Genomic DNA, 12,598 nt, shown 5'->3' with positions numbered 1-12,598 from the left:
CAACATCCGCAAACGGTCCCGCGAGCGTCGGCCGACAGGGCGGTCCGGCGATCCACGGCTCAACCTCATCGCGGATTTAACACCCATTTCTGCAGGCTGGGTTAAGACATCTGTGACCCGTCAGCTCGAAATTTAGGCGGATCGAGGCTCCGGGCTGCAGGCAACAACCGCTTCGTGTCAGAGAGGCGTGCAAACGGCGAAAGAGGCGCTGCGGTCGCAGCCGTTGTGCCGTCCCGCAATCAGGCCGCCCGAAGGCTCATATCGACGGCGGGAATGTCATTGCTGTGGAGCCGGCGGCCGATCTCCTGGGTGACGCGTGTCCAATGTCCAGGCTCCGAGACCTTGATCAATCCGATATCCTCGCGCCAGGCTAGGTTCGCGGCCACCTTGTGGGCTGCGTCGCCCCAGATTTTCATCAGCGCATCAGCGTCGGTAAGCACGCGAGCTTCCGTGTTTCGAGGGCTGAAGGGCCAAGCGGCGAAGAGTGTGGCGAGATGCATGGCGATACCTTTACGGAGACCGATACGAAAACTGTGAAGCGCCGCAGCCGGAGGTGTGAAACGGTGCCGGTTCGGCGAAAAACATGAAACCTTGGAGAGGACCCGCGAGCCTATCCCCTCACCCTCGCACAACTCGGGAACAGCCATCGTTCGCCCGCCCATCCGTGCAAAACCCCGCCGGTCTTGCGACAGGCGGGGTCGAAGCCGGTGATCGAAATGAATTCCTTAAAACAACATGAAACTACCATTCGGCTCGAAGGACATGCATCCCCCAAATGGAGGAGAATGGCGGTCGGCCGCATGATTCTGGCGCCGCTTCCTCGTTGACCAGATTCAGGGGGGCCGGCGAGCGGCGACAACGCGAAGAAGGCGCCCCGCCCTGAGGCGGGGACGCCAGTTTTGTCGTTTAATCGATGAACGAGTAAGGGATGTTTGAAACGCGGTCAGCAAACCACGGATGAGTGCCGCCGCGTATAAGGCGAATGACGTATTGCCGCATCCATGCCGGCATGACGAGTGAGCGCCGCCGCCTTGTGGACGACGAACGCCTCACCTCGAACGTCGCTTGGCCTTCCGCCCGGAGCATGGCCACGAATACGGGACGTGGCCGGCATGCCCGACCACTTCGAGAATTGTCGAAGTGGCACCATCGGGCGATGCTGCCGTTACTCCTTGTTGGATCTCCGCATCTGAAAGCGCGTCCCGATATCGTCGCCGCGCCCGGCCGCCGGCGTGGTCGGTGACGCCTCCGTCAGCGCGCTCAGCATCGCTCTATAATTGGTGACATAGCTGTCCACCTTGTTGTGCCCGTCAGCTGCCGTCTGCGCCGCAGCCAAAATGGCGGCCACGATCTTATCGGTTTCGTTCATCGTCACACTCCATTTGCCCGGGAAAATAAGCTTCGGCCGTCTTGGTGCGGATCATGGCCGCAGTCACGGCATGAAACAATTGGCCGCCGCGCGGACTTGCTGCTGCATCCATTCAAGGATGCATCATGAAATCTCTCGCCTGTCTTCTCGGTTCCGCTTTCTCGCTCTTCGCGGGGTTGGCGATTTCCGCAGCATCGGCTCAAACCGCCCTCTCAACCCAGACGGCCCCTGGCCATACGATCGGCATCGGTCCGAACTCCCCCGGAGGGAGTAGCGGCTTTGCGCCAAGCACCGGCGCCGGCACGCCGAACGCCACCGGCGGCCCTTTGCCGCGCGGCCCGAGTGCACTCAAGCCGAGCACCGGAGCCGGAAAGGCCAATGGATCCAAAAGCGCTCCGATGATGGCGAATGGCGTGCGGAAGATCAACTGAACGCCGACTCATATCGCAGTCTCAGGCACAACGGAGGTTCGCTCATGTCGCAGCTCGAACGGCGTCGGTTCATACAGGTGAGCGCGGGGGCTCTTGCCGGCGCGGCTTGGGCGTCGACGCCAGCCGCGAGTGCGCCGGAAATCGATTCGGGTCGGGTCGCGGAGGGAAAGGTCACGTTTCCATCCTGGACCGCGACCACGGAGCGACCCTCCGGTGGGCCCCCCAATCCGCTCCCTCTGAACGAACGGATCGGCTTCGCGGTCGTGGGCCTTGGGCGACTGGCGCTCGAGGAAATACTTCCGGCCTTCGCGGAAGCCAAACAGGGGCGGCTCGTTGGTCTCGTAAGCGGCACGCCCGAGAAGGCGAAGCTCATTGCGGCGCAATACGGCGTCGATCCTCAATCGATCTACGGCTACACGGATTTCGAGGCGCTCAGGAGCAATCGGGCCATCCAGATCGTCTATGTCGTCACGCCCAATGCCTTGCATAAGGAATACGTGATCGGCGCCGTGGGGGCCGGAAAACATGTGCTCTGCGAAAAGCCGATGGCGACGGGGTCGGCCGACGCGCAGGCTATGGTCGATGCAGCCGCAATGGCTGGCCGCACTCTGATGATCGCCTATCGGTCGCAGTATGAGCCGCACAATCGCGCGGTGCAGAAGATCGTCCGCGAGAAGCCGTTCGGACCTGTGGGACTGATCGATGCCATCAACACGCAAAATATGGCGGCGCCCCAGCAATGGCGCTTGAAGAAGGCGCTTGCGGGCGGTGGCGCGCTGCCGGATATCGGGCTCTATTGCCTGAACGGGGCGCGGTTCATGTCGGGCGAGGAACCCATCGAGATCTTCGGCCGCACCTGGAGCGCGCCGAACGACGAGCGTTTCGGCGAGGTTGAGGAAAGCGTGTCCTTCATGCTGCGCTTCCCGAGCGGGCTCATCGCCAATTGTTTTGCGAGTTACGGCCTGCATGAGGCGCGTCGCATGGGGCTGCACGCGCCCGGCGCCAGCGTCAATTTCGAGAATGCCTTCGCGTATACCGGTCACCGCCTCACGGTGGCCCATCGCGAAGGTGAGGCCGAATCGGTGGACGAGCGCCGGCTCGCGGCCAAGAACCAGTTCGCGCTCGAAATCGACCATATGGCTGAATGCGTGCGAACCGGCCGTAAGCCCCGGACCCCGGGTGAGGAAGGGGTGCAGGACCATAAGCTGATGGAGGCGATCTATCGATCGGCCGAGTCGGGACAGCCGGTGAAACTCGATCCCGTCGAGACCGTGGATGCCACGCGTGGCCCGATTCTGTCGGACGAATAGGCCCTAACGACCCTAAGCCAGGGCGGCGTCGATCAGGCGAAGCTCGGCGCGACCGCCGCCGCCGTGCCGGTTGACCGACAGCGTGCCGGCGAGATGCACCGGTCGGCCGAGAGCGGCGCGCAATCCGTCCCCCAGGGCCGTGCTGCCGGCCCGGAACGCGACCGCGGTCAAGCGCGAGCCATCGGCCGCCTCGGCCGTCAGCCGCAGGTGATCCGTCCCGACCGGCTGCACGGCCTTGAGGCGATGCGTGGCAAAGACGATGACGGGTTCCGGATTGCCGGCGCCATAGGGGCCGGCCCCGTCGAGCGTCCCGACCAACTCGGCCGTCAGCGCTCGTGCGGTCAGGATGGCATCGATGTGAAGCGCAGCTTCGGCCCGCGACCGCGCGACCGCGCTGCCGATCGAGTCATCCAGGAAGGCCCGGAAGGCCGCGATCCGCTCCACATCGAGCGTCACCCCGGCCGCCATGGCGTGGCCACCTCCCTTGATCAGGAGCCCGGCCTCGACGGCCTCCTGAACCACGCGGCCCAGATCGACGCCGGGAATCGACCGGCCCGAGCCCGTGGCGCGGCTGCCTTCGATCGCGAGCGCGAAGACCGGCCTGTTGAAGCGCTCCCGCAGACGTGAGGCCACGAGGCCGACGACGCCCGGATGCCAGCTTTCCCCCGAACAGACGATCGTACGCCCGTCGGACGCCGCCTCGCTGACGGCCGCCAGTGCCTCCACCTCCGCCTCATCCACCGCCACGCCCTCGACGACACGGCGCTCGCGATTGAGGCGGTCCAATTGTTCAGCGATGCGGCTCGCCTCCACCGGATCTTCGGTCATCAGGAGGCGTGCTCCGAGCGCCGCATCGCCGATGCGGCCGCCGGCGTTGATGCGGGGACCGATCAGGAAGCCCAAATGGGTGACGGCGGGGGGGCCGTCCGCCCGCGCGACATCGAAGAGCGCCCGCAGACCGGGCCGGGCACGATCGCGCATCACCGCGAGTCCCTGCGTCACGAAGGCCCGATTGAGGCCGGTGAGGGGCACGACGTCGGCCACCGTGCCGAGCGCCACGAGGTCGAGGTCGGCCAGGAGGTCGGGAGCGGGTCGTCCGGCCCAGAACCCCTGCTGCCGCAGCCGTCGCGACAGCGCGACCAGCACCATGAAGACCATGCCGGCGGCGCAGAGGTGGCCGAGCCCCGACAGGTCGTCCTGCCGGTTGGCATTGACGATGGCGACCGCCGGGGGGAGGGCCGAGGCGGCGCGGTGGTGATCGATGACGACCGTGTCGAGCCCGAGCGCTTTGGCGGCCGCGAGCGGGCCGGGACTGCCGGTGCCGCAATCAACCGTCACCAGCAGGGTCACGCCCTGCGCGGCCAGCCGGCCGATGACGGCTTCGTTCGGGCCGTAACCTTCAGTGATTCGATCCGGGATGTGGATGAGCGGATGGAGGCCGGCGCGTCGGAGGAACGAGCCCAACAACGCCGCCGATGTGGCGCCATCCACATCGTAATCGCCGAAAATCGCGACCGTCTCGCCAGTCGTCACGGCGCGGGCCAGGCGGTCGACTGCGACCGGCATGTCGACGATCGTGTCGGGATCGGGCATAAGGGCGCGCAGGGTCGGTTGCAGATGGCCCTGGCAAGTCTCGACCGTCACGCCTCGCCCCGCGAGGACCCGAGCCAAAAGGTCAGTCAGGCCGTGATGCTGCGCCAGTGCCAGCGCGTGGGTCTGGCCGGCCGGATCGAGACGCGCGCGCCATGCGGCGCCGAGGAAGGAGCGGTCGACATTGAGGAAGGGCAGGCCTGAAATCACGGCTGGCTGTTTGTTTCTGATTTGTTCACGGTTATGAGACGACTTGTGGCATAGTCGATTTTGCGAATGTCATCGAGTGGGATGTGATGGACGAGAGTGATCTGTTCGGAGGTGATCGGGACGGAGGCGAGGCGGTGCCCGTGCGGCCCGTGCCGCCGGCGCGCGCCCGTAAGGCCGCCGAGCCTGCGCTCGGCACGCCGGGCGAGGCCGGCTACACAGCCGCTTCGATCGAGGTGCTGGAAGGACTTGAACCCGTCCGCCGCCGCCCCGGCATGTATATCGGTGGCACTGACGAGGCGGGGCTGCATCATCTTTTCGCGGAGGTGATCGACAATGCCATGGACGAGGCGGTGGCCGGCCACGCCACCTTCATCGAAGTGACGTTGGAGAAGGACGATGTCGTCACCGTGACCGACAATGGGCGCGGCATCCCGATCGACCCGCACCCGAAATTCCCCGGCAAATCGGCGCTCGAAGTCATCATGACGACGCTGCATGCGGGCGGCAAATTCGATTCCGGCGCCTATCAGACGTCCGGCGGCCTGCACGGTGTCGGCGTCTCGGTGGTGAACGCGCTCTCTGAGCGGCTCGACGTGGAAGTGGCGCGCGGGCAGATGCTCTACCGTCAGAGTTTTTCCCGCGGGCTCGCGCTCGGGCCGCTGGAGACGGCGGGCCGCGTGGCGAACCGGCGCGGCACCCGTATCCGGTTCAAGCCGGATGTGACGATCTTCGGCGCGGAGGCGCGGCTCAGCCCGGCGCGGCTGTTCAAGATGGCGCGCTCGAAAGCCTATCTGTTCGGCGGCGTCGAGATCCGCTGGCATTGCGCACCCGATCTCATCGCCGGCACGTCCGTGCCAGCCGAGGCGACATTCAAATTCCCGGCTGGACTCAAGGACTATCTCGCCCAGGACACGGAGGGCCGGACCCTCGTGGCCGACCAGTTCTTCACGGGCAAGATCACGAAACCCGGTGGTCACGGCTCGGTCGAATGGGCAGTGGCCTGGTTGGCCGACGATGATGGTTTCGTTCATTCCTATTGCAACACGATCCCGACCCCCAATGGCGGCACGCATGAGACGGGGCTGCGCTCGGCGTTGCTGCGCGGCCTCAAGGACCATGCCGAGCGCATCGGCCAAACCAAGCGCTTCGCGGCCGTCACGGCCGACGACGTGATGCTGAACTGCGCCGGACTCTTGTCGGTGTTTATCCGCGAGCCGGAATTCCAGGGGCAGAACAAAGGCCGGTTGCAGACCGTGGAGGCTTCCCGGATCGTCGACACGACAGTGCGCGACGCTTTCGACCATTGGCTGGCGTCGGCGCCTTCGCAAGCCTTGAAACTGGTCGACTGGAGTGTCGAGCGGGCCGACGAACGCATGCGGCGCCGCGCCGAGAAGGACGTGGCCCGCAAGACCGCGACGCGCAAACTCCGGCTGCCCGGCAAGCTCGCCGACTGCTCGAATAGCGCCGCGCAGGGGTCGGAACTCTTCATCGTCGAAGGCGACTCGGCGGGCGGGTCCGCCAAGCAGGCCCGCGACCGCGCGAGCCAGGCTGTCTTGCCGCTGCGCGGCAAGATCCTGAACGTGGCCAGCGCCACCAAGGACAAGCTTGCCGGCAATCAACAGCTCGCCGACCTCGCCCAGGCGCTCGGCTGCGGCACCGGCTCGCAATATCGCGACACGGACCTGCGCTACGACAAGATCATCATCATGACGGATGCCGATGTCGATGGGGCACATATCGCTTCGCTCCTCATCACCTATTTCTTCCGCCAGATGCCGAAGCTGATCCAGGGTGGCCATCTCTTCATCGCGGTGCCGCCGCTCTACCGGCTGACGCAGGGGACGAAGTCGGTCTATGCGCGCGACGACGCCGACAAGGAGCGTCTCATCCGCGCCATGAAGGGCAAAGTGGAGATCAGCCGCTTCAAGGGCCTGGGCGAGATGCCCATGCAGGATCTCCGCGACACCACCATGCATGCGATGAAGCGCACTCTGCTCAAAGTGATGGTGGTCCATGAAGAGGGAGACGATACGACGGCCGCTGCCGTGGAGCGCCTGATGGGCAACAAGCCGGAAGCGCGTTTTGCCTTCATCCAGGAACGGGCACCCGCCGCCGCGGCGTTGGTTGATCTCTGACGAGGGCACGTCACCCTCTCGATCAAGCCACCGATGCGTTGCAAATTTAACGATTGCTCCACTTTCGATGCGCGAAAGCCAGGGCGGGTCAATGATTTTATTGACTTTGAGCCGATAATACTTATGTCAAACGCGACGGCGTTGAGAATATCGCGCCTCATGGCTGGCGGATGTGCATCAGGTCGGCCTTAAGCGAAGCGCACCCACGGAGGGTCGCGCCGTTTTGCTCGGCTTTGCCAGAATAGCGACATATGAGTTTTCAAGACCTCGGACTAAGTGACAAGGTCGTCCAAGCCGTGGAGACATCCGGCTATACGACACCAACGCCGATTCAGGCCGAAGCTATCCCGCACGCCCTGAAAGGCCGCGATATCCTTGGCATCGCACAAACCGGCACGGGCAAGACGGCGGCCTTCACGCTCCCCATGCTGTCCCGCCTCGAACAGGGTCGCGCTCGGGCCCGCATGCCCCGCACCCTTATCCTGGAACCGACCCGCGAATTGGCCGCCCAGGTCGAGGAAGCTTTCATCAAATATGGCGCCAACCACAAGCTCAACGTCGCGCTCCTGATCGGCGGTGTCGCCTTCGGAGAACAGGAAACCAAGATCATGCGCGGCGTCGACGTGCTGATCGCGACGCCAGGCCGACTCCTCGATTTCTTCGAGCGCGGCAAGCTGCTGCTGACCGGCATCGAAATTCTGGTGATCGACGAAGCCGATCGCATGCTCGACATGGGCTTCATCCCGGACATTGAGAAGATCTGCAAGCTCGTGCCCTTCACGCGGCAGACCCTGTTCTTCTCGGCCACCATGCCGCCGGAGATCACCCGGATCACCGAACAGTTCCTGCAGAACCCGATCCGCATCGAGATTGCCCGAGCGGCCTCGACGACGCCCACTATCACCCAGGGTCTTGTCGCCTCAGGACCCGGTGCCGCCAAGCGCGAAACCTTGCGCCGCCTCATCCGCGACGCCGAGAACTTCAAGAACGCCATCATCTTTTCCAACCGCAAACGCGACGTCGCGCTGCTCGCCAAGTCGCTCGAACGGCATGGGTTCTCGGTCGGCTCGCTGCATGGCGACATGGACCAGCGCGCCCGCATGGCCTCGCTCGACGCGTTCCGCAACGGCGATGTCAGTCTCATCGTCTGCTCGGATGTGGCAGCCCGCGGCCTCGATATTCCGGAAGTCAGTCACGTCTTCAATTTCGACGTGCCGACGCATCCCGAAGACTATGTCCACCGTATCGGCCGCACCGGACGTGCGGGACGTCTTGGGACCGCGCTGTCGATCGTGACGCATTCCGACACCCGTTACATCGAGGACATCGAGAAGCTGATCGAGCGCAAGATCGATTGGACCGGTAAGACACTCGACCAGGTCGGCGAGGGCGAGGCCGTGGAAACAGCGCCGCGCGAGCGTGACCGGGGTCGGGATCGCGAGAGAGGCGGCCGGCGGCAGAGCCGGGGCGCATCTTCCTCGGCAAGTGTGCCCGCCCCTGAGCGGCGCCCCGCGCCACAAGCGGCCGAACGGCGTCCGGCTTCGTCACCCCAGCCGCAAGTCGCGCGTCCGCCGCGCGCCGAAGCTCCGCGCTCCTACCGACACGCGTCGGAAGATGACGATGTGGCCGTCGTGGGATTGGGTGATCACGTTCCTTCGTTCCTGCTCCGGCCCGTGAAGCTTCCTCGGGCGAAGGCTCAGTAGTGGTGGCACCTCATGACTGAGGTGCCACGGTAGCTGGGAAGACCTTGATCCGCAGCGCGGATCAGACCGCGCCTCCGCTGACCAGCGTGGCGAGTTGATCCGTGCACTGGCCCCAGCCCTGGTGAAATCCCATCGCCTCGTGGGCCTCTCGGTCGGCGTTGGTCCAGTGCCGCACGCGCGCCGTGTAGCGCGTCTTGCCGTCTTCGTCCTCGAAGGTCAGGACGACGGTCATGAAGGGCTTTTGCGACGGTTCCCAGGCCCGGACGTAGGCATCGGTAAAGACGAGCCGCGCGTCGGGTTCGACCTCAAGATACACGCCATGCATTGGCATATCCTGTCCGTCCGGGCTTCGCATGACGATGCGGCTTGATCCCCCCGCCCGCACATCGAGCTCGGCTTCGACCGTCATATAGGGTTTCGGGGCAAACCATTGTTTCAGCAACGCAGGATCGGTCCAGGCGTGAAACAATTTGGCACGCGGCGCGTCGATCAATCGGGTGAGGACGAGGTCGCGGTTAAGGGTCGGTTCTTCTGTCGACATGAGCAACTCCGGTTGGGGCGAAAAGGAAACAGCGTGCCAAGCGCCAGTTTGCGCGGCCTGGGATTATCCGCCGTCCTGCGAAAACACAGCTTCATCCTGCCCATGGGCGTTCTGCAATAAAGCGATATCCAGCTTACGCATGGCCATCATCGCCTTGAAGACCCGGTTTGCCCGCTGGCGATCCTGGTCCTTGAGGAGGTCGCCCAAAATCGTGGGGACGATCTGCCATGACACACCGTAGCGATCGGTCAACCAGCCGCATTGCTGCGCGGTGCCGCCCTCAGTGAGCTTGACCCAGAGCGTATCGATTTCGTCCTGTGTCTGGCAGGGCACGAACATCGAAATGGCCGGCGTGAATGTGAAATGCGGCCCTCCGTTCAGCGCCATGAACGTGCGGTCGAGCAACTGGAACGTCAGCCCAACGACCGACCCTTCCGGTCCCGAAACGGTTTCAAGGATCTTGCTGCCAGGAAAAATCGACACATAAAAGTCGACGGCCTCCTGGGCTTTACCGTCGAACCACAAAAACGGCCTGATCGTCTCCACGATATCCTCCCCGTGAGGCGTTCCCAGCTCCTGGCGACTCGGTCGATTGTCCGGCTCGACCTTCGCCATCCGCGCGGACACATGGCCGCGAGAGCTTCAAGCTGGCGAAGCGGAAATTGATCTCAGGCGCCGCGCGTGATCGGCGCATTCATGGCCCAGGTGACACCGAAGGGGTCACGCAATTGGCCGTAGCGGTCGCCCCAGAACATATCGGTGAGCGGCATCACGACGGTCGCACCCGCATCGACGGCGCGTTGCCACGAGGCCTCGATGTCCTTGACCGGAAGCAGCAGGTTGAAGCCTTGGGCCGGAACATAGCCGTGGCCGTGTTCGGGAAAACAGTCGCCCAACATCACCGAGCTGCCGTTGATATGGAGATGGACATGCATTGTCCGCCCCTTCTCGTCGGCCGGCATGGCCATCGCGACTTCGGCCCCGAATGCCTTTTTGTAGAATTCTGCGGCTGCGAGCGCCCCATCAAGGCTGAGATAGGCGATGACGCCGCCCTTTGTCTCGATGGCGGCGGGTTGGGTCGTGTCTGTCATGCTGTCCTCCTCGGCTAGGCTGGCCATCATCGGCCGATCCTATGCCAAGGACGCGACGGTTGATCGTGAGCCGACAAGGCATGCGGAATTTTTTTTAGGGCGGCGCCGGAACGCTGTCCTGCGTCAGACGGTCGAGATGCTGGCGGATATGGGACGCCTCGGCCGGAGAGCGGGCGAGCGCGATGGCACGATCGAAAGCCACCTGCGCCTCGGCCATGCGGCCGAGTTCTCGCAGGAAGGCACCCTTGGCGCCAAAGAAATGGAAGTAGGCCGAAAGCCGCGGCTCCAATGGAGCGATGAGAGCTAAGGCCGCCGCCGCGCCCGACAGTTTATGCACCGCGACCGCCCTATTGAGCGTCACCACGGGCGAGGGCTGCAGGCGTTCGAGGGCCGCATAGAGCGCGTCCATTTGGGCCCAGTCGGTGTCCTCGGCCCGTGCCGCGCGGGCGTGGGTCGCGGCGAGTGCCGCCTGAATCTGGTAGGCGCCGGGACGGCGATGGCGCATTGCCTTGTCGATCAGCGCCAAGCCCTCGGCGATGCGCTGGACATCCCACAGCCGGCGATTCTGGTCGTCGAGCAGGATGATGGCGCCATCGGGGTCGAAGCGGGCGGGGGAACGAGCGTGCTGCAGCAGCATGAGCGCTGTCAGTCCCATGATCTCCGGCTCTGCCGGGAACAGCCGCAGGAGCAGGCGCCCGAGCCGGATCGCCTCACCACAAAGGTGAGCGCGCATCACGGCGTCGCCTGCAGAATACCCTTCGTTGAACACGAGATAGATCATGGCCGCGACGGCGGCGAGGCGTTCCGCGCGCTCGATGGCACCGGGAGCCTCAAATGGCACCTCGGCCTTAGCGACCCTGGCCTTGGCGCGGGTGATGCGCTGCTCCATGGCGGCGTCGCCGATCAGGAAAGCGCGGGCGATCTGCGCGACTGTCAGTCCCGAGACAATGCGCAGCGCGAGCGCGATCTGCTGGGTGTGCGGCAGATCCGGATGGCAGCAGATGAACAAGAGGCGCAGGACATCGTCGCGGTAATGCGCGCCATCGAGCCGTTCAACGAGTGGAACCTCGCTGTCGTCGAGGTCGGAGATCATCTCGTCGGGTGGCAGCGCCGTATGCCTGGCCTGCCGTCGCACGCCATCGAGCGCGGCATTGCGGCCGACCAGAATGAGCCAGGCGGCGGGATCGCGCGGCGGTCCGTTTTCCGGCCAATGCTTGAGCGCCCGCAGGCAGGCCTCCTGGAAGGCTTCCTCGGCCGTGTCGAGATCACGGAAATAGCGGAGCAGGGCGCCGATCACCTGGGGGCGGGCCGCCGTGAGTGCCCCGGCGATCCAAGCCGCCTCGGTCACGGGTCCGTCCGCGGGTCGGGCAGATAGAGCGACACAGGCCGGAGCTCGTAGGCGCCGCCCGGATTGGCGGCCGCCAGATCGCGCGCGATGGCGAGCGCTTCATCGAGACTTTCGACGTCGACGATGTAGAAACCGAGCAACTGCTCCTTGGTCTCGGCGAAAGGACCGTCGATCACGAAGGGCTCGGTCGCCTTCCGCAGCGTCGTCGCGGCGGTCGTGGGCAGCAGCCGCGCGGCCGGGCCAAGTCTACCGGCGGTCTTGAGCCTCTCGTGTACGGTCCCGAGCCGCGCCATGACCGCATCGTCCTCCTCCTTGGTCCAGGAATAGACGACGTCTTCGTCATTGTAGCAGAGGATGGCGTAGTGCATGGCGGCTCCTTCCTCGTCTAAGGACGAGGGACTATGGGCGGAGCCGACAGGGATTGGCAAAAGATTTGGGCACCGGCCTCGGACACAGCGAGGGGCCATCGGCGAAAGTTCAGATCTCCAAACCGTGCGCGCCGCCCACCACGTGAATGGACAGAGGCCGTCCCGCGATGGCCCGGCCCAATTCCGAGGTCACGTTGACCGGGGTGCAGCGTCGAAGCGCGTCGAGAACGTCGGCGACAAACGCTCTGCGATCGCTCATCGAGCCGATCAGCCGTGAATAGGTGATCATGGGCTTGCCCAGGATCGCGCCACGGCTGTTCAGGCTGAGCCGGATCGTGATCTCAGATCCGGCCGGATAGTCCTGTGTCCGGGTACAGGATGCGAAGGCCGAACCGAGGTCCTTCAGTGTCGAGACGGGCGCTCCCCCGGCGGTCAGCGTGAAGGCGATCACAGCAAGGAATCTCACCATCGCGATGCCGCCTGTCTCTTCTCCATGAGGCCC

The 12,598-nt window shown here is 64.7% G+C and carries 13 protein-coding genes; 4 read left to right on the top strand and 9 right to left on the bottom strand.

Annotated features, from left to right (window positions below; genetic code table 11):
- Nucleotides 1–239 precede the first annotated feature (239 nt).
- Nucleotides 240–440 carry a hypothetical protein gene (locus tag M8523_RS19825; protein ID WP_282586633.1) on the bottom strand — a complete coding sequence of 67 codons (201 nt, stop codon included), beginning with the start codon at nt 438–440 and terminating at the stop codon, nt 240–242.
- A gap of 725 nt (nt 441–1,165) precedes the next feature.
- Complete coding sequence (locus M8523_RS19820; protein WP_282586632.1) at nt 1,166–1,369, bottom strand: hypothetical protein; 204 nt, start codon at nt 1,367–1,369, stop codon at nt 1,166–1,168.
- A gap of 125 nt (nt 1,370–1,494) precedes the next feature.
- Here M8523_RS19820 and M8523_RS19815 point away from each other — a divergent pair, with 125 nt between their 5' ends.
- Both M8523_RS19815 and M8523_RS19810 read left to right on the top strand, forming a co-directional pair.
- Nucleotides 1,495–1,800, top strand: a complete 306-nt coding sequence (locus M8523_RS19815) for a hypothetical protein (protein ID WP_282586631.1) — start codon at nt 1,495–1,497, stop codon at nt 1,798–1,800.
- A 44-nt stretch (nt 1,801–1,844) separates the two neighbouring features.
- The gene (locus M8523_RS19810) at nt 1,845–3,110 is read left to right on the top strand and encodes a Gfo/Idh/MocA family protein (RefSeq protein ID WP_282586630.1); all 1,266 of its coding nucleotides are present in this window, start codon (nt 1,845–1,847) and stop codon (nt 3,108–3,110) included.
- Nucleotides 3,111–3,122: 12 nt separating this feature from the next.
- On the opposite strand, the gene recJ is transcribed toward M8523_RS19810, so the two are convergent.
- Entirely contained in the window at nt 3,123–4,910 is a 1,788-nt protein-coding gene (recJ, locus tag M8523_RS19805) for a single-stranded-DNA-specific exonuclease RecJ (protein WP_282586629.1), read from the bottom strand.
- Nucleotides 4,911–4,996: 86 nt separating this feature from the next.
- Here recJ and parE point away from each other — a divergent pair, with 86 nt between their 5' ends.
- Both parE and M8523_RS19795 read left to right on the top strand, forming a co-directional pair.
- Nucleotides 4,997–7,045, top strand: coding sequence for a DNA topoisomerase IV subunit B (gene parE / locus M8523_RS19800; RefSeq protein ID WP_282586628.1), 2,049 nt, complete (start codon nt 4,997–4,999; stop codon nt 7,043–7,045).
- A gap of 251 nt (nt 7,046–7,296) precedes the next feature.
- Nucleotides 7,297–8,748: a DEAD/DEAH box helicase gene (locus tag M8523_RS19795; protein WP_282586627.1), complete on the top strand. Its 1,452-nt coding sequence runs from the start codon at nt 7,297–7,299 to the stop codon at nt 8,746–8,748.
- Nucleotides 8,749–8,809: 61 nt separating this feature from the next.
- Here M8523_RS19795 and M8523_RS19790 read toward each other — a convergent pair whose 3' ends face one another.
- From M8523_RS19790 to M8523_RS19765, 6 genes are all read right to left on the bottom strand, one after another.
- Entirely contained in the window at nt 8,810–9,289 is a 480-nt protein-coding gene (locus M8523_RS19790) for an SRPBCC family protein (RefSeq protein WP_428350905.1), read from the bottom strand.
- A 63-nt stretch (nt 9,290–9,352) separates the two neighbouring features.
- Nucleotides 9,353–9,904: a VOC family protein gene (locus M8523_RS19785; protein WP_345894269.1), complete on the bottom strand. Its 552-nt coding sequence runs from the start codon at nt 9,902–9,904 to the stop codon at nt 9,353–9,355.
- A gap of 53 nt (nt 9,905–9,957) precedes the next feature.
- On the bottom strand, nt 9,958–10,407 hold the full coding sequence (locus M8523_RS19780) for a VOC family protein (RefSeq protein WP_428350941.1): 450 nt from the start codon (nt 10,405–10,407) through the stop codon (nt 9,958–9,960).
- A 67-nt stretch (nt 10,408–10,474) separates the two neighbouring features.
- Entirely contained in the window at nt 10,475–11,728 is a 1,254-nt protein-coding gene (locus M8523_RS19775) for an RNA polymerase sigma factor (protein ID WP_282586625.1), read from the bottom strand.
- Nucleotides 11,725–12,096: a YciI family protein gene (locus M8523_RS19770; protein WP_282586624.1), complete on the bottom strand. Its 372-nt coding sequence runs from the start codon at nt 12,094–12,096 to the stop codon at nt 11,725–11,727. Before M8523_RS19770 ends, M8523_RS19775 begins: the two co-directional genes overlap by 4 nt.
- A gap of 109 nt (nt 12,097–12,205) precedes the next feature.
- Complete coding sequence (locus tag M8523_RS19765) at nt 12,206–12,565, bottom strand: UCP034077 family protein (protein WP_282586623.1); 360 nt, start codon at nt 12,563–12,565, stop codon at nt 12,206–12,208.
- Between the last annotated feature and the right edge of the window lie 33 nt (nt 12,566–12,598).

The sequence above is a fragment of the Lichenifustis flavocetrariae genome, from assembly GCF_026130545.1.
Taxonomy (GTDB): Bacteria; Pseudomonadota; Alphaproteobacteria; order Rhizobiales; family Beijerinckiaceae; genus Lichenihabitans; species Lichenihabitans flavocetrariae.
The sequence above is the reverse complement of the archived record's forward strand: the minus strand, read 5'-3'. Positions and strand labels throughout refer to the sequence as shown.